The sequence below is a fragment of the Wolbachia endosymbiont (group B) of Germaria angustata genome, assembly GCF_964026725.1.
Lineage (GTDB): Bacteria > Pseudomonadota > Alphaproteobacteria > Rickettsiales > Anaplasmataceae > Wolbachia > Wolbachia pipientis_C.
Map to the genome: position 1 here is coordinate 440,445 of NZ_OZ034691.1, position 19,992 is coordinate 460,436.

Genomic DNA, 19,992 nt, shown 5'->3' on the forward strand with positions numbered 1-19,992 from the left:
AATGCAGTGCACATACGACAGATATACACTGAAGAATACATTTTTTAATAAGTTTGATTAAAAAGTCTGCAGACTAAAGATAGATTTTGAGCTCTTAAAATATCTCTATTTGTAATTATAATGAGATTGAAAATATGCGGAAGTAATTTTTATACGTTAACGGCTCACCCAACCCACTTGCAATCTGGATCCCAGACTGGGATGGCAAGAAAAGGCTACTCGGATAGGAAGTACTGGAATGACACCATCTAAAAATTGAAGCTTGGTCATATGAAAAAGTTAAAGGAAATCTTCAATCACATTTAAACAGCGCTTCAGCAAACTCTTTGCCAGTAAATTCCCTCAGGTCTTCTATACTTTCACCAATTCCTATAGCGTGTAATTTCACCTTATAAGCTTCTGCAAGCCCAATCACTACTCCACCTTTGGCAGTACCATCTAGCTTTGTTACAATTAACCCGGTAACACCAACCATTTTACTAAAGGCCTCTAATTGGCTATAAGCATTTTGGCCAGTAGTTCCATCAAGAACTAAAATAACATCATGAGGAGCAGTATCATCCAATTTCTTTATCGTTCTATGTATTTTTGACAGCTCTTGCATGAGATTTACATTGTTTTGTAGCCTTCCTGCTGTATCAATTAAAACAACATCAACGCTATCTTTTATCGCTTGACTTACAGCTCTATATGCCACACTTGCAGAATCGCTACCGTGCTCTCCAGTAACAATAGAGCAATCAGAACGTTCTGCCCAAATATTTAATTGCTCACTCGCAGCAGCTCTGAATGTGTCGCACGCAACAAGCATAACGGATTTCCCTTTTTCCTTATATTTATAGGCAAGTTTACCTATAGTTGTAGTTTTTCCATTACCATTCACTCCGCACACCATTATTATGTGTGGTTTTTTATTCAAAATGAGCGGCTGCACTACAGGGTTTAATATCGACTCTATTTCGCTCATTAACTGCTGTGTGATAACGCTATGCTCAACTTCTGATTCAAATTTGATACTTGCGAGCTTATCAATAAGCAATCTAGAAGTTTTATGACCTATATCCATGCTAATCAGCAGCTCTTCCAGATCATCTAAAAGCGACTGATCTAATTTTTTTTTGCCAGAAAAAATATTTTTTACTCCATCACTAAAACGGGAGGAGGTTTTTAATAGTCCTTGATAAAGATTACTGAATAAACTCAAGAAATACTCCTTCTAAAATTACCATATAAAGAATGACATGCACTATATGTATTTGTAAAGTAAATACACTCGTAACCTATATATTTTGTGAGTAAAATGTACTGCTTGCTAGTGTATTTTACTTTAGTTTTTAACCTAAATATGTTATAATGTAAGTAATGGTTTACGGGTAGTTCTATGAGTTATAATGAGAAAATTTTAGATCATTACGAAAATCCAAGGAATGTTGGTTCTCTGGATAAAAATGATCCAAATGTTGGTACTGGTTTAGTTGGTGCACCATCATGCGGAGATGTAATGAAACTGCAAATAAAGGTCAACGATAAAGGTGTTATTGAAGACGCAAAATTTAAAACTTTTGGTTGTGGTTCTGCTATAGCTTCAAGTTCTTTGCTTACAGAAATGATCAAAGGAAAAACTATTGAGAATGTAACAAAGATAAAGAATACTCAAATAGTGGAAGAATTGTCTTTGCCGCCAGTAAAGATACACTGTTCAGTACTTGCTGAGGATGCTATAAAAGCTGCTATTCATGATTATCAAAATAAACAAAAACATTGAGGAATATGAGTGAATTTCAAGGAGTAAATTCTGTTAAAAAACCTATCACTCTAACTGCAAATGCAGTAGAGAGGGTAAGGTTTTTATTGGACAAAAAGAAGCATGCTAACCTTGAAGAAGCAATAGGAATAAGAGTTCTAATTAAGCAAAAAGGATGCTCTGGTTTAAAATATGATATTGAGTATGCATATGATGTTCGTCCTTTGGAGTTAGTAATTGAAGAAAACTGCAGTGATGATCAAAAAGTCAAGGTGCTGATCGATCCAAAATCTATCATGTTTATCCTTGGCTCTGAAATGGATTATGTAGAGGAAAAATTCTCATCAGGTTTTATTTTCAAAAATCCTAATGAGAAAGGAAAATGTGGTTGTGGAGAGAGTTTTCATGTCTAGCAACCATTTCACATTATTTGGAATTGAACCGGCTTTTAACATCAGCTTTGATGAGCTGGAGAAAAAATATATTGAGCTAAGCAAAACTGATATAAATGAAAGAGAGTCCAAAAATATGGAAAATATCAACAAAGCTTATCAGGTACTGAAGTCACCGCTAAAGCGTGCCGAACATTTGTTGGATCTTTTTGACGTAAAAAGCAAAAAAGAGCATCTTGATCCTGAAATATTAAATGAATCAATGGAAATAAGAGAATACTTTCTAGACTGCGATGATTTACAATTTGCAAGTAGGATGATTGATGAAAAGGTAAAAGATTGTACTAAAAACCTAATTAATGCTTTTGCTACAAAAAATTTTGATGAAGCTGCTACGCAAGTTTTTAGATTGAGATATTTATATAAGTCATTTGAGGAGATGAAGGAAAATGCGGCCAGTTCAAATTTCTGAACCAGGTTCAAATGAGGTAGTTTTTGGTATAGATCTTGGAACTACTAACTCTTTAATTGCCATGGTAAATAAAGCTGGCAACGTAGAAATATTTAAAGATGAGCAAGGTCGTGAACTATTACCTTCTGTCATTTCATATGAAAAGGATGTACTAAAAGTAGGCTACGATGTTGGCGAAAACGCTATCTGCTCTATAAAACGCTTAATGGGTAAAAGTGTTAAAGATTTGCATAAAGAAGGTATCAATTGTGAAATAGATAACGAAAGTGAAAAAGTTATTAGGGTAAAATGCTCAGAAGAAAAGTATCTCACTCCTATTGAGATCTCTGCTGAGATACTAAAAACTCTATGCAAGAGGGTAAAAAAATTCACAGGGATGAAAGTTAACAAAGCAGTGATTACTGTACCAGCTTATTTTGATGATTCAGCACGTAACGCAACCAAATATGCAGCAAAATTAGCTGGCATAGATGTTCTTCGCCTCATTAATGAACCAACCGCTGCAGCACTTTCTTACTCCATTGAAAAGAACAATAACAGTGGCATATATGCAGTTTATGACCTCGGTGGTGGAACATTTGACATTTCAATATTAAAATTACATCAAGGAGTGTTTCAAGTTCTTGCAGTTGGTGGTGATACTAAACTTGGTGGTGATGATTTTGATCATCTACTTAGTTTAATCGTGCTTGAAAAGTATAGAGAACAGGTAGGTTTAAGCAAAAGTGTCATCCCAGCGTCAGCTACTTGTATGGCAGGGCCATCACTTATTGAATCACGTATTGTAAAAGAATATCTTAGTAATAATACCTCTGGCACTTTTGAATTCAGCATCAATGGTGAATTATTTGAATGTGAAATTACCAAAGAAGAATTCGAGCAAGCAATCAGTCCTTTGGTTAATAAGACTATAAATATAGTTACTCGTACTATAAGCAACATAGATCTTAAAATCGATAATATAAAAGGGGTAATTTTAGTTGGTGGCGCAACTAGAGTGCCATTAGTGCAAAATTCACTAATCAAACTCTTTGGCAATAAAGTGCTGAATGATGTGGATCCGGACAAAGCAGTTGCCAATGGGGCAGCTTTGCAGGCTCATTATTTAACTTCAAACTCAAAAGATAGGAATATTCTCCTTGATGTGCTGCCTTTATCACTTGGCATAGAAACTATGGGGGGAATAGTTGAAAAAATTATACCAAGAAATACACCACTACCAGTTTCAGAAATAAAAGAGTTTACAACTTACGCTAACGGGCAAACAGCAATGAAAATTCACGTTTGTCAAGGAGAACGTGAAATGATAAAAGATAATAAATCTCTAGCACGATTTGAACTCAAAGGTATACCACAATTGCCTGCAGGTTCTGCAAAAGTTGAAATAGGATTTACAGTTAGCATTGATGGAATATTGACTGTCACTGCAAGAGAAAAAACTACTGGAGTCGAACAGACAGTTGAAATAAATTCAAGCTCTGGCTTAAATGAAGAAGATATTCAAGATATGGTCAATCAGTCAGTAAGTAACTTTGATGAAGACATGAAGGCTCGTTCCCTTGCAGAGGCTAAAATTAACGGTAACAAGCTCATACATCTAGTTGAAAATGTTTCCACTGAGCAAAAGTTAAAAATTTTACTACAGAACGCAAAAGATACTTTACAGGAAAATGACTTAGACAACATTAATAATGCTATCGCTGAGTTAGAAAATTCTGCTTTAGAATTATGCGAATCATCAGACAGATAGAATTTACACAACTTTGTGCAGTATCCTGTCAAATCTCAGGGCAACAGGTAATCTAAAGTTAAATGGTAACCAATCAACTTTGCCTAATTTAAATGATAAACCAACTATGCTTACACGTCCAACTATATTTTCCATTTGTACAAAACCAACATCTGAAAATCTGCTATCGCGAGAATTATTTCTATTGTCTCCCATAACAAAAAATTGATCATCAGGCACATAATAAATTGGAGTATTGTATGATAACTTATTAGAAAGATTATCTATTAGAATTTCATGCTCCTTGCCGCTCGGGAGTGTTTCGATGTATCTTGCTATATTATGCTTTGACTCATAATCAAAAAAATTTTCAATTTGTCTTCGCTTTACTTTCTGATCATTTAAATATAACTCCCCCTCTATCATTTGCACTTTATCGCCCGGTATTCCTATTACCCGCTTAACAAATCTAATGCTGTCATTTCTTGTAGGCTTGAAAACTATTATATCACCACGCTCCGGAGGGGTATAAAAGATTCTACCGCTAAAGATGTTTGGAGAAAATGGAAAAGAGTGTTTACTATAACCATATGAATATTTACTAGTAAAAATATAATCTCCCTCAAGTAGAGTGCTTTTCATTGAACCAGAAGGAATATGAAATGGCTCAAATAAAAAACTACGTATTGATAGTGCAATTAGTAGCAAAAAAAACAGTGAAGATAAAAACTTTCTCGTTCTTGCTATCCGGTTCTCTCTCAATTCTTTCAATTTTATTTTCTTTATAAATTTAAACTTATCATAACACATAAAAGTGGTAATGTGAAATTTTACTCATAAGTGTTATTGTTCTTTTTCGAAAGTCGAAATAAGCTCTCAAGTAATTGGCAATGATTGACAACCAATAGACATCGTTTGCTATGTAATATTGTATAAATCACAATGCTAGTTTTACTGAAAATTATACTATTTTAGATATAATTATAATATTTAAACTTAAGGTATAGGGATGAACCCTACAATTAGAAAGGTTTTTTGTATTCTAATTATAGTATTATTTATTTCTTTTTCTCATGTTGGAAGTGCTGCTAACTCTAATGACGATACAACTGCTCAAGTAATATGTAATATTATTGGCTACGTTTGGGGAATAGGTGGACCGCTTATGACCGTAGTGATAATAGGAGCAGCTTTACTTGCAATATTTGGTAGAATGCCGTGGCCTGCTCTTTTCGCCCTCGGTGTATTTTGCGCTGTGTTTTTTGGCGCTAAAACTATTGTCATAAAAGTAATGGGTGGTATAAACTCTACAAATGCCTCTTTTATGGAAGAATGTGGAACGGGAGATAAAAAAAAAGAGTCAATAGGACTATTTCTTTCTAAAGCAGACTTGGTGCACAGCTTCAACTATATCTTCCACTTGTGGTAATGCTTTCTTTTCTAGGTTTGCAGCATAAGGTAAGGGGACATCCTTGCCGGTTACCCGTACAACTGGAGCATCAAGATAGTCAAATCCTTGTTCCATAACCACAGCCGAGAGCTCTGCACCTATTCCTGCAAATGGCCAACCCTCTTCTACACTGACCAATCTATTAGTTTTTTTAATAGAATTAATAACAGTTTCAGTGTCAAGTGGCCTTAGGGTTCTAAGATCAATAACTTCAGCTTCTATGCCTTTACCAGAGAGTAAATCTGCTGCATCTAACGCATCCATTAATTTCAATGAGAAAGCAGTAATAGTTACATCCTTTCCTTCCCGTATAACAGCGGCTTTGCCTATCTCAAGTAGATAATCTTTATTTGATAGCTCAGAATCAGGAATCTCATGTTCATGCCCATAAGCAATCTCGTTTTCTAGAAATATTACTGGATTCGGATCACGAATTGCAGCTTTAAGCAGACCTCTGCAATCGGAGGCAAAATAAGGTGCTATTACTTTTAACCCTGGTACGTGCGAATACCAAGATGCAAAGCATTGAGAGTGTTGTGCTGCAACTCTTGCTGCAGCGCCATTTGGTCCACGAAACACTATAGGGCATCCAAGTTGTCCACCTGACATATAATTTGTTTTTGCTGCGGAATTCACAATTTGGTCAATAGCCTGCATAGAAAAATTAAAAGTCATAAACTCAACAATAGGTTTGAGCCCAGCAAACGCTGCTCCAACAGCAAGACCAGCAAATCCATGTTCGGTAATAGGTGTATCAACTACCCTATTTTCTCCGAACTCTTTCAGTAATCCTTTTGTTACTTTATAAGCACCATCATACTCTGCAACTTCTTCACCCATGATAAATATATCAGGGTCATTTTGCATTTCTTCTCTGATCGCTGTGCATAAAGCTTCTCTTACACTTAAGATTGCCATTTGTAAACCTGTAGATTTCAACTGAAATAACTATATCAAAATTACCAGGAAGCGCACAAGTTAAGTTTTACAAGCATCATGTTGCATTGAGCATTGAATACTTACTTCTTTTAATTCAGTAGGTTGCGGTGATAGTGCGTATGTAACTCCACCGACTATCAATGAAGACATCACAGAAGTTGCAATCATCAATAGAATTGGTAATTGGAAGGCTATACTAAAGGCAACACCTACTGTCAACATGATTGCAAAGTTTACAGAAGCAATTTTTAAGAAAGACAGTTGTCTTTTTTCTGTTTTTTCTAGTAATACTTTATTTGCTTTGGTTTTGCTTAATTCACTATTAAGTGTTGTATTTTTACTTTTTAGATCTTGTATTTGTTGTTTTAGTGATTGATTCTCTTCACTGAGTTTATCAAGTATTTCTAACCGAGTCTCATGTCCAGCTAAGTCACTCTTTAACTTTTCTAGTTCTTTCTCAACATGTTTTAATTCTTGACCTGGCTTTTCTAACTTCCGAATTTGTCTATCTTGCAGCTGAATTTGAGGTTGCAGACTTTCTAAAATTTGGTCATCAACTTCATTAGCTGTCCCGTCGTGATTTATTTCGGAGCAGAAAGAAGTATCAAATGTAGCCTCAGACTCTAGACCGCTGTCGTCACTACTAACGCTTTTACCAATAGGAGTCTGTTTACCACTACATGTAACACTTCCTCTTTGCAGTGACTCAAATTTTTCTACAATATTCTTAACACCAGCATGTAAGTATTGCTCACTTACTATATTGTCACTACTTCCACACGTAATGGGAGCCTGTTCACTACTACGTATGGTATTGTATTGTTTCACAGAATTTATAACATCTGCTGATATATCAGTTTTTTTCTTATGCTTTGCATAAAAATTTTCTTCTGCTTCCTCTAACATTTGTAATATCGCTTCCTTATTTTCTGTATTACCTACCACCTCTCTTGGAGTCTTATTTTTGCTTTTTAATGAAGGATCAACTCGATTATCGTTTAGTAACCGTTTTACCATGTCTTTATGTCCACAAGAAGCAGCAATATGCAAAGCAGTTAGTCCATCATTTTTAGAACCATCTTTTACTCGAGCGCTAACACTTGCTTTCTTTTTTAGTAGAAGTTCCACTATTAACATAGTGTTGCATGCTGTAGCAAGATGTAACAACGTCCAATCTTCCGCAGCTTCTTCTGAAATTTTTATACTAAATTGATGTTTTTTACTAAAATTTTTACTAAACTTGTTGTACTCTCCTTCATCTTTTCCTTTTAACTCATTCTTTATTCTTTCAAGTAAATTATCTTCATCCAAACCTCCACTTTCACCTACCTCATTTATTATTTCAAAAAACTTCTGCTTCTCTATTGCCATAACCTTTCCCTCTAAATTTATTTTTATCGCTGCATAATCTCACAAAAAAGTTAAATTTATCAAAATTCTATATTTTATATAAAATAAAATTTGCTGTTTCCAAAAATTGGTAAGCATGTTTTTGATGAGATTGTAGAAAACATACTTTTATGACACCATTTGTTGTACGAACTAACTTGGCGAAAACAGATGTTTATATAGTTGTGTGGCAAAATGTTTTGCACTAGTTGTGCTATCTCGTTTTCCGTAATAGTTAAAAAAATTAGTAGCAAGTTGTTGTAAGTTTATGTATTTTTAGGCTGTAATGGTCAAAGGTATATGAAGTATGATCAGAGTTAAAGGTGCAAGAGAGCATAATTTGCAGGGTATTGATGTCAATATACCAAAAAATAAGTTAGTTATTATAACTGGGCTAAGTGGTTCTGGTAAGTCTAGCCTCGCATTCGATACGATTTATGCAGAAGGCCAACGCCGATACGTCGAAAGTCTATCGGCTTATGCACGTCAATTTCTTAATATTCAAGATAAACCAGATGTTGAGTCAATCACAGGCCTCTCTCCTGCAATATCAATTAACCAAAAATCGATCTCAAAAAATCCAAGATCAACCGTTGGAACTGTTACTGAAATTTATGACTATCTACGCTTAATATATGCACGAGTGGGAATACCTTATTCGCCTGTAACTGGGTTGCCAATAACGAAACAGGCTGTATCTCAAATTGTAGATACTATTATAGCATTACCTTTAGAAACTAAAATATATATACTTGCTCCTATTGTGCGTGGCAGAAAAGGAGAGCACTTCAAAGAGATATTGGAAATTAAAAAGCAGGGTTACGTGAGACTAAAAATAGATGGTGAAACATACAATATAGATGACTTGCCTAAACTCGATAAAAACAAGAAACATGATATTTTTGTTATTGCAGATAGAATCTCCATATCAGATGATATAGGAAATCGACTACCAAGCAGTGTAGAATCAGCATTAAGGCTGGGCCATGGCTTAATGTATGCAGAAATAGTGAACTTACCTGATAACCACAATTCCGAGTATAAAAATGGTCAAACTTTAACTTTCTCAGAGAATTTTGCATGTCCTGAGTCTGGCTTTACTCTTGAAGAAATAGAGCCAAGATTGTTTTCTTTTAACAGCCCCTACGGTGCATGCAGTTCATGCAATGGGCTCGGTAAAAAACTAAGTGTTGATGCAAAGCTAATAGTGCCAGATGAAACGCTCTCGATATCTGAAGGTGCTTTAAAGCCAATTGGATCAATATTCCGTCAAGTGCATACAAACTATGGATTGCTAAAAAATGCAATTCTATCACTGGCTGAAAATTGCAAATTTAGCCTTGATGTTCCGTGGAAGAATATAGACCAAAAAGTGAAGGATTTAATACTTTTTGGCTCTAGAGAAATGAAATTTCAAGGTTTGGTCAGTATCCTAGAACGCCAGATGGATTACGATGCATCACTTATTGATAGGTATTGTTCTGTTACTGACTGCAAAGAATGTACTGGCTATAGATTGAGAAAAGAAGCACTTACAGTGAAAATTGACGAAAAACATATAGGTGAAATATCAAGGCTCAGCATCGATGAATCCCTTAAGTGGTTTGGAAATTTATCAGACAGACTTACAGAACAACAAAGGCAAATTTCAAATAAAATATTAAACGAAATAATCAAAAGGCTGACATTTTTAAAGAATGTAGGGCTAAATTACCTTACACTTGACCGTGAATCTAGCACTCTCTCTGGTGGTGAAAGCCAGAGGATCAGGCTTGCTTCGCAAATTGGCTCTGGTTTAACAGGAGTGCTATACGTGCTTGACGAACCCTCAATTGGCCTTCATCAATGTGATAATGATCGATTAATTGCCACACTTAAAAATCTGAGAGACATGGGTAATACTGTGATTGTTGTTGAACATGATGAAGACACAATAATGGCTGCTGATTATGTGATTGATATTGGTCCTGGAGCTGGCGTGAATGGAGGAAAAATCGTTGCAGAAGGAACACCAGATCAGGTACAAAAAAATTTAGAGAGCATAACAGGACAGTATTTAAGTGGAAAGAAGGAAATTTCAATTTCAAAAAGAAGAAAGCAAACAACTCAGTTCATAAAGGTAGTTAACGCATGTGAGAATAACTTAAAAAATATAAATGTTGAATTTCCTATAGGGAATTTTATTTGTGTTACTGGAATATCAGGAGGAGGAAAATCAAGTTTAGTAATAGAAACACTATATAAATACTCAGCACAGAAGATAAATCATTCATCTGCAAAGCATGGTAAATGCGATAAAATAGAAGGCCTTGAGTATATAGATAAAATTATAGAAGTTGATCAGTCACCAATTGGTAGGACTCCAGCATCAAATCCAGCAACATATGTTGGTATGTTTACTCACATCAGAAATTGGTTTGCAGGTCTCCCAGAGTCGAAGGCACGAGGTTACAATATAGGCCGATTTTCATTTAATACCAAGGGAGGAAGATGTGAAGCTTGTAAAGGTGATGGGCATTTAAAGATCGAGATGCATTTCCTACCGGACGTTTATGTGAAATGTGAGCAATGTAGAGGACAGAGGTATAACCGAGAAACATTGGAAGTTACTTACAAGGGAAAATCAATTTCTGATGTGCTTGATATGACAATAGATCAAGCATGTGACTTTTTTGAAAATCTTCCAATGATAAGGGAAAAGTTGATTTCTTTACAGGAAGTAGGGCTTGGCTATATAACGCTTGGACAGTCGTCAACAACGTTGTCCGGGGGTGAAGCACAACGAATAAAGCTGTCTAAGGAACTATCAAAGCGATTTACCGGGAAAACATTGTATATTCTCGATGAGCCAACAACTGGGTTACATTTTGAAGATGTAAATAATTTACTGAAAATACTCCATAGGCTAGTTGATTTAGGAAATACTGTTATAGTTATTGAGCACAATTTACATGTTATAAAAACTGCTGATTACATAATAGATATTGGTCCAGAGGGTGGAGTAAAAGGTGGCGAAGTGGTTGCTGTAGGAACTCCAGAAAAAGTTGTACAGACTCCAAAAAGCGTTACAGGCAAGTATCTTAAAACATATTTATTGGATCAAGTATCGACTATTTCTTAATAATTAGGTTATGAGGAGCATTTTAAAAGGTATACCTAACATATTTAATTCATGAATCTTCTCTTATTAAAAAAAGCTACAGATCTCATATTTCCAAACGTATGCGTAAGTTGTGAACGTATAATTGATAAAAGTTATGATTTATGTAGTGAATGCAATAAAAAAATCAATTTTTTAACTAAGCATTACTGTAATGTTTGTGGTGTAGTAATTCCAGATAGTTTTTATACATGCGGCAAATGCATCAGTAATCCTCCGCCATTTAAAGTATTAAGATCAGTTTTTGCCTACGATGAACATAGCAAAAATATGATTGTAAATTTTAAATTTTTTGATAACTTAAACTACATGAAAGTCTATGCAAAGTGGATGTACAAAGCTAACAAAGACATGTTTCAAAATGCAGAGGTCATAATTCCCATACCGCTACATAAAATACGCTTATTTAAACGTAAATATAATCAAGTAGCATTGCTCGCGAAGGAATTAAGTAAGTTATCTCATTTATCTTATACACCATTTGCAATAAAACGTATTCGTCACACTGTACCTCAAGCTGGTCTTTCACTTAAAAGGCGTGAAAAAAAATTTGAGAAAGGCTTTTAAAATAAGCAACAGCGAAATTATCAAAAACAAAATCGTGATATTGGTTGATGATGTAGTAACAACTGGTGCAACTGCAAGGTCTTGCTCTCAGGAAATTTTAAACTCTGGTGCAAGAGAAGTGAGAGTGTTATCGCTTGCAAGAACTATATGAAAATCAGTTTTAAGGTATAATTTTCATTTTTGAAAACTGTTTAGTGTCTTAGTAATAACTTCTATATCATTCCTCTTAAAAAAAAAGTCTAGTTATAGTGTATACTGAGTCTATAATTATAGCTCTTTTTCTAATAGTTCGAACAGGTGGATATTCTTTCTGGCTCAATTTTTTATAGCAAACCAATGGTTTGATTAAAATCAGGAGAATATGGAGGCAGATATATAACTTCAGCACCGACATTTTTTTATCTCTGGATTATATTAGAAATCGATATTGTACAGTCAACATAAATTTTTTACTTCCGTGTTTTTTCTGTTGTTGTTTATAATGGCTATAGTTACATCACATATTTCTTCCAATTAAATGTATCAGTTATTTATTGTAAATTACTGACTTTTTCAATGGTTTCTTTTTCTAAATAATTCCTAAAAATGTGTTTACTTTTGTTTGTAATTGTGTAGTAACTGCATCGTAAAGTTATAGGAGGTAAAGATGAATTTTGAAAATCTAAAAAAAATATTAAGTGCAATTGATAAAGATGCAAGTGTAAATAAAGATAACGTAATTAATAAAATAAAAGAGGTATTGCGAAGGGAAGATACAATAGCGTATCAAGAGTGGGAAAATAAAAATTTTAGTATAAATCATACATTCATCCAAAGTGATCCTGATGCCGAATTTACATTATTAATTGCAGCTGCAGCAGCTGGCTGTAAGGATTTAGTGAATGTTTTATTAGATAGGCATGCGGATGTTCATGTAGAAGATGAAAATAGAGAGACTGCTTTGCATCATGCCGTTTATAGTAGATGTGTAGGTGTAGTAAATGCTCTACTAAAAAAAGGAGCGAATGGTGTGCCGTAGAGATACAAAGAATGTTCAAGTAAGAGCAAACTAAGTGCAAAAGCTGCACAGTAGATGAGGGTAGGTCCCTCGGAGCCGGTTTACAAGAGCAGGCTTCAAACAACCATAAGCTGCTTTGGTAAGGTAGTGAGCGTTATGGAAAAGGCATAATTATATGTCATGTAAGGAATAGAGAGATGAACGAAAGTGAACCACTGATGAAGTGTCGAAACCTTTTAAATGACGTCAAAACCAGGGGGTCGTTTGTAACCTGGGATAAATCTATCGGGAGCTTGTTTACTGGATAGATGGCGTCCGGCATAAAGGTGGCATGAATCCATTTCAGGCTATTGTGTGGAACTACGGGAACCTGTCGTTTCGATGATAAGGGAGAAATCCAAGGAGCTAAACTCTAAGGATGAGAGTACCGATGCGAAAAACAGGGGCGGATCAGCTCGTAGTAGTGAAGAAGTTTCTGTAATGGAAATCGAGAGAAGGGGCTGAGTTATTTAGTTTTAATGATTTATCAACCGAAAGGGAGGAGTTAATGAGTAAAACAAAGTCTTTTGATATATCAAAGCAACTTATTTGGAGAGCTTATAAACAAGTATCGAAAAATAAAGGTGCTGCTGGTGTGGATGAGGTTTCGATAACAAAGGTTGAAGAAAATCTAAAAGATAATCTGTACAAACTATGGAATAGGATGTCATCCGGAAGTTATTTTCCAGAGCCGGTAAAAGCTGTTGTGATACCAAAAGATACAGGAGGGCAAAGAATTTTATGTGTTCCTTCAGTATTCGACAGGATAGGGCAAACGGCTGCTGCTATGTATCTAGAGCCGCTGGTAGAACCAAAATTTCATGAGGATTCATATGGTTATAGACCAAATAAGTCTGCACTGGATGCGGTAGATACAGCTCGTAAAAGATGCTGGAGGTACGATTGGACGATAGATCTTGATATATCTGGATTTTTCGACAATTTGGACCACGGCTTGGCATTGCAAGCTATCAAAAAGCACACAGACTGCAAATGGGTCATACTGTATGTTGAGAGGTGGATGAAAGCCCCCATTCAGCAAGCAGATGGCAGTAAGGTAGTTAGGGATAAAGGAGTTCCGCAAGGAGGTTCAATTAGCCCAATCATCTCTAATATATTCATGCATCATGTGTTTGATATATGGATGAAAAAGAACTACCCGACGGTACCATTTGAGAGGTATGTGGATGATGCGATAGTACACTGCAGAACAGAGAAACAGGCAGAGTTTGTGAAAGTAATGATCGAAGAAAGATTGGCTGAGTATAAGTTGAAATTACATCCTGAAAAGACACAGATAGTGTACTGTAAGGATGACAATAGGAGTGGTGGATTTCCTAAACAAAGTTTTGATTTTCTGGGTTACACATTCAGACCCAGGTTAGCAAGAAATAAAATAGGGAAATATTTTGTCTCATTTCTCCCAGCAATTAGCAACAAGGCCAAGAAAAAGATTACTACAACCATAAGGTCATGGAAAATGCTACGAAATACGCATATAACATTAGAGGAGATGTCAGGAAAAGTAAATCCAATAGTCAGAGGCTGGTATCAGTACTATGGCAAATTTTACAGAACTGAAGTATACAAATCTCTAAAGAATATAGAGCGGCATCTAGAAAAGTGGGTGAAAAGGAAATATAAGAGACTCAGGAGTCACGGAAGACTAGCAAGACAATTTCTAGGAAAGGTGAGAAAGAGGTCTCCGGATATTTTCTATCACTGGACACTAGGGTTAGGCCAAAAGGCTGAATAATGGAAGCTGTATAAATCAAGAGGTTTACGTACAGTTTTGCGAGAGACTGGTGGGGAAGTTCCACTGGTCTACTCTCCTTAATGCAAGAAACAAATATGGTAATATCCCTTTACACTGGGCTGCAAGTTATGGTAGGTTAAGTATAGTAGAAGAGCTTATAGAGAAAGGAGCTGATATTAATGCTAAGAACAATAATGGCGATACTCCTTTGCATTGGGCTGTTAAAAGTAGTCATTTAGAAGTAGCTGAATTTCTTATAAGTAAACATGCTGACGTTAATGCTAAAAATAAAGATGGTTGGACATCTTTGCACTTTGCAGCTGCTGATGGCAATTTAAATATAGTTAAGCTCATTCTTGATGGAGAGAATGGTGTTGATGCTAGAGGAGCTTTAGCCGTGGCAAATACGCTTAATGAAGAAAACAGCTTGGAAATACGAAACCTTCTAGAAGAAAGAATAAGAAGAAATGAAGAAATCACCCAACATCTTAACTTACAAGAAGAAAGAAGCTCCCTATCAACACGTGTCCATAATCGCCGCAGTATTGCACAAGAAGATGAAAATTCGTTGCAAAATGATAAGATAGGTCCTAATAAAATAGGAGTTACAAGCGGAACAAGTAAGCCATCTTCATTTATCAATATTTTTTCTTACACTACGGTAGATACTATTAAAGGTATTTTTCAGTTTGTTTCTTCTCCTTTTAAGGCAGCTATAAGTATGGAACCTTCTAAAGCTATTACAGTTCAAGGTATTGATAACAACGGTGTACTTCTTTTATTAGATGTATTTATAAGGAAAATCACAGGTCAGAAGTATATTTACACAGTAGTTCAGTCTATATCACCATTAGAAGCACAGGGCTATGCATTAAATATTATAGAGGAATTTGAGAAAGTAGTAGAGCAAGCTGCATTAAAAAGTGGGATATCAATGCATCGGTTAAATATTGATTGTGTAGAAATGCAGAAAGAGGTTACTGCAAAAATCACGGGTGGTAAGTTTAATGAGATTTCAGGATTTTTAAACTCATATGTAGAGCAAGCATGCCACGATAGAGAAACAGGTAAGTTAAGTCCAAAGAAGTTTAACAAATTTATGGTTGTATTTAATAAGGAACTAGATTTAATAGTAAATCAATCAATAGAGCAGATATTACACAATAGAGATAGTACATTAGAAGTTGAAGAACAGCAAATAAACTTAGAGCCTCAAAGTTATTTAAGTAATACTTCTGTTCAAGGTCATTTAATTCAGGATAGAGGTTTAATAAATCAAGGTAAGGCTTAATTCCTTAGCTTTTTGATTTCATCTAGTAAAAGGTTGGTAATTTGATCTTATAACATCAATGAGCACACCAGCCTTTATTTTGTATGCATTCAAGCAATGTGTGACTATTACGCCACAATCATACACTGTCTTCCATAGAGGAAAATCTTTTGCTCTACTGACAAATACCTCTCATTATGTATCGTATAGCATTAATAATTGTTCTGATTTTGTGCTTTCTTGGCCACACCTTGTGCAACTCTTAGCTCCAAAAATTTCCATTCTTTGTCACTTACATCACCTGGATATATTTTTTACTGATCCTATCATATTATCTTCCTGATTTCCTTTCAAGATATGTTCTAAAAAGTAGAATCCGTTCAGCAGGGTGACAAAATAAGATAGAAAAGACAGACATAGAAATAAATGGTGTCATCCCAATATGATACTTTCTCTGTCATCCCAGTACTTGACACTGGAATGACACCATTTTTGCTTCGATATTTACACATTGGCCATGCATCTAAACGGATACAAAAGTAGAATTTACAATTCTATCTAAAAGGATACCGAAAAAGAGCAGGAGTCCTATCTGGGAATTATTTTTAAATATGGACATGCATTGATTAGAATCGTCTGGATTGAAATTTTTGTGTTGGTGGTGAAATATGAATCCTATGGTAAGTAAAGCAATATAAAAGATGTTATTTAATGATGATAGTATACCAGCGTACAACCATGCCATTAAGGATATTAAATAAAATCTTTTCAACCAAGATTTTGTTGTATTGCCAAAGTATAATGCAGTAGATTTCATTCCTAATTTCTCATCATCTTTTTTATCTTGATGAGCGTATATAGTATCATAACTAAGCGTCCAAAAGACGCATCCTATATAAAATAGCAAGGATTCTATGCTAATCTGGTTTGTTATTGCTGCTGAACCCATGAGTGATCCCATGTTGAAAGTAAACCCTAAAAACAATTGTGGCCACCAAACATAACGCTTTAGCAAGGGGTAGATAACTATCATGCACATTGAAATTATTCCAAGTATAAGAGTAGTTTTATTGGTTAATAATAAGATTAATAGGGCAATAGACAGTAACAGTGAAAGTAAAGCCAAAGCCTGCTTTATGTTTAATGCACCACTTGCAAGTGGTCTGTATTTTGTTCGTTCAACATGTGCATCTATTTCTCTATCGAAGATATCATTGATTATGCACCCTGCGGGTCTCATTAAAAATGCACCTATAGTAAACAAAACAAGGAGAAAAAGAGCTTGATACGATAGAGAAGTTGAGGCTAAAAGAATGCCGCTTAAGCTAGAAAATAGCACAAGCCATAAACCTGTTAAACTGTGTATTCTCATTAATGAGAAATAATGGTTGAAATACATTAATTAAGTGTGATTATGTAATATTTTGCTTACATTGACAAAATTATCGAATGCTAAATCAGGCTTAAAAACTAACTCAGGTATAAATCGCAAATCAACATAACATAATATAGATTTACGTATTGACCATGCAGATTGGTTCATTTCATTAACAACAGTGCTGATATCATCATTATCATTTTGGATGTTTAATGAAGATAACACAATATATACATCTGCTTTCTTCAAATCTTTGCTTAGCTTTACATCAGATACTACTACTTTTTCATTAAGAACATTACCTTCCATTAAGACTTTTGATATTGCCCTGTGTAATACCGATGCTACTTTGAGGTTTCTAATTTCCTTTTTCATATTCAACTACTATAACGTCCTTTCTTCTTGCACTAATTGATAAGCTTCCAAAATGTCTCCAACTTTAATATCGATATTACCCTCTAGCGATATTCCGCATTCAAAGTTTACACCTACTTCTTTAACGTCATCTTTAAATCTACGTAGTGCTTTTAACTTTCCTTCATGCACCAATTTACTGCCACGTACTACCTTAATTAGGGAATCTTTTTTTATAACTCCATCAGTGACATAACATCCGATGATATTACCGGCTTTGGATGAATTAAATATTTGCCTTACAGATGCAGAACCAACACGAACCTCTCGTGTAACAGGCTTTAACATTTTAGTTAGATACATCCTCATGTCTTCAATAAGCTCATATATTATATTGTAAGTATGTATTTCTATACCTTTTTGTTTTGCTAATTCTCTTATTTTTGAATCCACTTTTACATTAAAAGCTAAAATTACTGCGCTTGATGCTTCTGCAAGCAGCACATCTGAATCTGTTACTCCTCCTACTGCTTTGTGTAGAATATTTAATTTTACTTGGTCTTTACCAAGCTTATCAATTGAACTTGATATTGCTTCAATAGAACCAGTGACATCGCACTTTAAAACTACAGATAGTTCTTCTGTTTCACTATCATTACGACTGAATATATCTAAATTACTGTCGTCTAAATCTTCTTGCTTTTTCTTGATTAATTCTAACCTGTATTTAACAATTTCACGAGCCTGCCTTTCAGAGTTTACAACAACAAATTTATCTCCAGCATTTGGTACACCATTTAAACCAGTAACTTCAACTGGAGTAGAAGGTAGTGCCGCTTTTTCTCTTTGACCAAGGTGATTAACCATACTGCGTACTTTGCTGTATGTTGTACCAACTACCAATATGTCACCAATCTTTAATGTCCCTTCTTCAACTATTAATGTAGCTGATATTCCTTTAGCTTTATCTATTTTGGACTCTATTACCCATCCAAGTGCTCGACAATCCTCTATTCCTTCTAGCGTCATTAATTCAGCAATTAATAAAATTGCCTCTTCTAGTTTATCTAAGTTGATTTTCTTTTTTGCTGATACTGGAACAATTATAACATCACCACCAAGTTCTTCGGGGATGAGGTCATACTGAGGCAAACTATTAATTATTCTTTCTACATCGCCAGGTTGTGATTTATCAATTTTATTAATGGCAACTATAATAGAGACATTTGCTGCTTTTGCATGGTTTATTGCTTCAATTGTTTGTTTCATGATTCCATCATCAGCTGCAACTACTATCACAACTATATTAGTAATATTGGCACCACGTGCACGCATCGCAGTAAACGCTTCATGCCCTGGTGTATCAATGAAGGTAATTTTTTGCTTATTTTTTGTCGTTAATTGATAAGCACCTATGTGTTGAGTGATGCCACCTGACTCTCTTTCTGCAACATTGGATTCACGAAATGCATCGAGTAATGATGTTTTACCATGATCGACATGTCCCATAAAAGTAACGATAGGTGGTTTGAGTCTTTTAGGTAAGTTTTCTCTGTTGCTTATGAAGAGTAAATTCTTTTCTTTATCAGCATCACTTACTCGTTTAGCCGTATGATTAAATTTTTTTGCTATTTCACATGCTATATCTGGATCTACTGTATCATCTACTCTATAATTCTCACCAACTTCTTCTTTAAACATTTTTAACACACTTTTGCTATCTTCTGCCATACGAATAGATAATTCCCTGATAGTTATTTTGTCTGGTATAATAACTTCTCTTGCTATATTTTTACCCTTAGTAAACTTTGATTGTTTACTTCTTATACCAAATTTTTGCTTAAATACAGGGAGGTGTTCATTTCTTTCATCTATTGCCTGTGTAATTACTAGCTTAGAATGCTTAGAGTATATATCTTTGCTAGCTTTAAAAGACTTTTTATCATTGTTCTCATATTCAATACTATCTTCTTTTTGTTCAACTGAGTTAGTATTACTTAAAACTTCCTTATTTATTTCTTTAGGTAAAGAGTGTGATTCATTTTTATCTTCAGCTTCTTGATTGCTTTCTTCTTTTTTTATTTTCTCTTCTTGTTCTCTCTGATTCCTTTCTTTCAGCAAAGTAGCATTCTGTACAGCATTAATGCGGGAAATTTGTTCTTTTTCAGTTAAAGAGCCTAATTTACTCTCGTCAAATAAACTATATTCTTCTGCAGAATGAATTTTTCTTCTTTTTTTTACTATTGTAGTACCAGTACTTTGACTATCTAAAGAGTTTAAATTAATGTCTAATTTAAGCTTGCTTAAGCCTTGTAGGGTTAATTTTTTATTACTGATATCTTCATTATTCATATTG

Annotated in this window: 17 protein-coding genes and 2 pseudogenes; 11 read left to right on the top strand and 8 right to left on the bottom strand. The window is 34.7% G+C overall.

Features of this window, described 5'->3' with window-relative positions:
* Positions 1–292 precede the first annotated feature (292 nt).
* A complete protein-coding gene (gene ftsY / locus AAGD63_RS02220) occupies positions 293–1,204 on the bottom strand; it encodes a signal recognition particle-docking protein FtsY (protein WP_127464245.1) in 912 nt (303 codons plus the stop codon).
* 177 nt (positions 1,205–1,381) lie between these two features.
* On the opposite strand from ftsY, the gene iscU reads away from it, so the two are divergent.
* Genes iscU through hscA form a run of 4 tightly spaced genes read left to right on the top strand, consistent with a single transcriptional unit; the run spans position 1,382 to position 4,358 of the window.
* On the top strand, positions 1,382–1,765 hold the full coding sequence (gene iscU / locus AAGD63_RS02225) for a Fe-S cluster assembly scaffold IscU (protein ID WP_007302620.1): 384 nt from the start codon (positions 1,382–1,384) through the stop codon (positions 1,763–1,765).
* 5 nt (positions 1,766–1,770) lie between these two features.
* Positions 1,771–2,157: an iron-sulfur cluster assembly accessory protein gene (locus tag AAGD63_RS02230; RefSeq protein ID WP_341813671.1), complete on the top strand. Its 387-nt coding sequence runs from the start codon at positions 1,771–1,773 to the stop codon at positions 2,155–2,157.
* A complete protein-coding gene (locus AAGD63_RS02235; protein ID WP_264330518.1) occupies positions 2,150–2,608 on the top strand; it encodes an iron-sulfur cluster co-chaperone HscB C-terminal domain-containing protein in 459 nt (152 codons plus the stop codon). The genes AAGD63_RS02230 and AAGD63_RS02235 overlap by 8 nt, the downstream gene beginning before the upstream one ends.
* On the top strand, positions 2,586–4,358 hold the full coding sequence (gene hscA / locus AAGD63_RS02240) for a Fe-S protein assembly chaperone HscA (protein WP_341813672.1): 1,773 nt from the start codon (positions 2,586–2,588) through the stop codon (positions 4,356–4,358). The genes AAGD63_RS02235 and hscA overlap by 23 nt, the downstream gene beginning before the upstream one ends.
* A gap of 3 nt (positions 4,359–4,361) precedes the next feature.
* Here the strand turns inward: hscA and lepB are convergent, their stop codons facing one another.
* Positions 4,362–5,147 (bottom strand): signal peptidase I, encoded by a 786-nt coding sequence (gene lepB, locus AAGD63_RS02245; protein ID WP_341813673.1) that lies wholly within the window; start codon positions 5,145–5,147, stop codon positions 4,362–4,364.
* Between the two features lie 199 nt (positions 5,148–5,346).
* On the opposite strand from lepB, the gene AAGD63_RS02250 reads away from it, so the two are divergent.
* Positions 5,347–5,766, top strand: a complete 420-nt coding sequence (locus AAGD63_RS02250; protein ID WP_341813674.1) for a TrbC/VirB2 family protein — start codon at positions 5,347–5,349, stop codon at positions 5,764–5,766.
* On the opposite strand, the gene AAGD63_RS02255 is transcribed toward AAGD63_RS02250, so the two are convergent.
* A complete protein-coding gene (locus tag AAGD63_RS02255) occupies positions 5,707–6,705 on the bottom strand; it encodes a pyruvate dehydrogenase complex E1 component subunit beta (protein ID WP_264720101.1) in 999 nt (332 codons plus the stop codon). The genes AAGD63_RS02250 and AAGD63_RS02255 overlap by 60 nt on opposite strands.
* Before the next feature lie 60 nt (positions 6,706–6,765).
* Positions 6,766–8,097: an ankyrin repeat domain-containing protein gene (locus AAGD63_RS02260; RefSeq protein WP_341813675.1), complete on the bottom strand. Its 1,332-nt coding sequence runs from the start codon at positions 8,095–8,097 to the stop codon at positions 6,766–6,768.
* 325 nt (positions 8,098–8,422) lie between these two features.
* Between AAGD63_RS02260 and uvrA the strand changes: the two genes are divergently transcribed.
* Both uvrA and AAGD63_RS02270 read left to right on the top strand, forming a co-directional pair.
* Positions 8,423–11,236 (top strand): excinuclease ABC subunit UvrA, encoded by a 2,814-nt coding sequence (gene uvrA / locus AAGD63_RS02265; protein WP_341813676.1) that lies wholly within the window; start codon positions 8,423–8,425, stop codon positions 11,234–11,236.
* Positions 11,237–11,287: 51 nt separating this feature from the next.
* Positions 11,288–11,993, top strand: a pseudogene (locus AAGD63_RS02270) (double zinc ribbon domain-containing protein).
* A gap of 167 nt (positions 11,994–12,160) precedes the next feature.
* Here the strand turns inward: AAGD63_RS02270 and AAGD63_RS02275 are convergent.
* Positions 12,161–12,240, bottom strand: a pseudogene (locus AAGD63_RS02275) (IS630 family transposase); the annotation flags it as partial.
* Positions 12,241–12,488: 248 nt separating this feature from the next.
* Between AAGD63_RS02275 and AAGD63_RS02280 the strand changes: the two are divergent.
* The 4 genes from AAGD63_RS02280 (at position 12,489) to AAGD63_RS02295 (ending at position 15,925) form a co-directional block, all read left to right on the top strand.
* Positions 12,489–12,860: an ankyrin repeat domain-containing protein gene (locus tag AAGD63_RS02280; RefSeq protein WP_341813677.1), complete on the top strand. Its 372-nt coding sequence runs from the start codon at positions 12,489–12,491 to the stop codon at positions 12,858–12,860.
* Positions 12,861–13,193: 333 nt separating this feature from the next.
* Entirely contained in the window at positions 13,194–13,343 is a 150-nt protein-coding gene (locus AAGD63_RS02285; RefSeq protein WP_265024380.1) for a hypothetical protein, read from the top strand.
* A gap of 43 nt (positions 13,344–13,386) precedes the next feature.
* Positions 13,387–14,634: a group II intron reverse transcriptase/maturase gene (ltrA, locus tag AAGD63_RS02290; protein ID WP_341813156.1), complete on the top strand. Its 1,248-nt coding sequence runs from the start codon at positions 13,387–13,389 to the stop codon at positions 14,632–14,634.
* 49 nt (positions 14,635–14,683) lie between these two features.
* Positions 14,684–15,925, top strand: coding sequence for an ankyrin repeat domain-containing protein (locus tag AAGD63_RS02295; RefSeq protein ID WP_341813678.1), 1,242 nt, complete (start codon positions 14,684–14,686; stop codon positions 15,923–15,925).
* Between the two features lie 502 nt (positions 15,926–16,427).
* Here the strand turns inward: AAGD63_RS02295 and ubiA are convergent.
* From ubiA to infB, 3 genes are read right to left on the bottom strand one after another with little or no spacing between them, the layout of a single operon-like run.
* Positions 16,428–17,303 carry a 4-hydroxybenzoate octaprenyltransferase gene (gene ubiA, locus AAGD63_RS02300; protein WP_341813679.1) on the bottom strand — a complete coding sequence of 292 codons (876 nt, stop codon included), beginning with the start codon at positions 17,301–17,303 and terminating at the stop codon, positions 16,428–16,430.
* A 3-nt stretch (positions 17,304–17,306) separates the two neighbouring features.
* Positions 17,307–17,657: a ribosome-binding factor A gene (locus AAGD63_RS02305; RefSeq protein ID WP_006015187.1), complete on the bottom strand. Its 351-nt coding sequence runs from the start codon at positions 17,655–17,657 to the stop codon at positions 17,307–17,309.
* A 9-nt stretch (positions 17,658–17,666) separates the two neighbouring features.
* Positions 17,667–19,988 (bottom strand): translation initiation factor IF-2, encoded by a 2,322-nt coding sequence (gene infB / locus AAGD63_RS02310; protein ID WP_341813680.1) that lies wholly within the window; start codon positions 19,986–19,988, stop codon positions 17,667–17,669.
* Positions 19,989–19,992: the final 4 nt, after the last annotated feature.

Excerpts from the sequence above, each read along its gene's own strand:
- AAGD63_RS02250 (WP_341813674.1), top strand. The coding sequence starts at position 5,347 with ATGAACCCTACAATTAGAAAGGTTTTTTGTATTCTAATTATAGTATTA.
- infB (WP_341813680.1), bottom strand. The coding sequence starts at position 19,988 with ATGAATAATGAAGATATCAGTAATAAAAAATTAACCCTACAAGGCTTA.
- iscU (WP_007302620.1), top strand. The coding sequence starts at position 1,382 with ATGAGTTATAATGAGAAAATTTTAGATCATTACGAAAATCCAAGGAAT.
- hscA (WP_341813672.1), top strand. The coding sequence starts at position 2,586 with ATGCGGCCAGTTCAAATTTCTGAACCAGGTTCAAATGAGGTAGTTTTT.
- AAGD63_RS02305 (WP_006015187.1), bottom strand. The coding sequence starts at position 17,657 with ATGAAAAAGGAAATTAGAAACCTCAAAGTAGCATCGGTATTACACAGG.
- AAGD63_RS02260 (WP_341813675.1), bottom strand. The coding sequence starts at position 8,097 with ATGGCAATAGAGAAGCAGAAGTTTTTTGAAATAATAAATGAGGTAGGT.
- ltrA (WP_341813156.1), top strand. The coding sequence starts at position 13,387 with ATGAGTAAAACAAAGTCTTTTGATATATCAAAGCAACTTATTTGGAGA.
- lepB (WP_341813673.1), bottom strand. The coding sequence starts at position 5,147 with ATGTGTTATGATAAGTTTAAATTTATAAAGAAAATAAAATTGAAAGAA.
- ubiA (WP_341813679.1), bottom strand. The coding sequence starts at position 17,303 with ATGTATTTCAACCATTATTTCTCATTAATGAGAATACACAGTTTAACA.
- AAGD63_RS02255 (WP_264720101.1), bottom strand. The coding sequence starts at position 6,705 with ATGGCAATCTTAAGTGTAAGAGAAGCTTTATGCACAGCGATCAGAGAA.
- AAGD63_RS02230 (WP_341813671.1), top strand. The coding sequence starts at position 1,771 with ATGAGTGAATTTCAAGGAGTAAATTCTGTTAAAAAACCTATCACTCTA.
- uvrA (WP_341813676.1), top strand. The coding sequence starts at position 8,423 with ATGATCAGAGTTAAAGGTGCAAGAGAGCATAATTTGCAGGGTATTGAT.
- AAGD63_RS02235 (WP_264330518.1), top strand. The coding sequence starts at position 2,150 with ATGTCTAGCAACCATTTCACATTATTTGGAATTGAACCGGCTTTTAAC.
- AAGD63_RS02280 (WP_341813677.1), top strand. The coding sequence starts at position 12,489 with ATGAATTTTGAAAATCTAAAAAAAATATTAAGTGCAATTGATAAAGAT.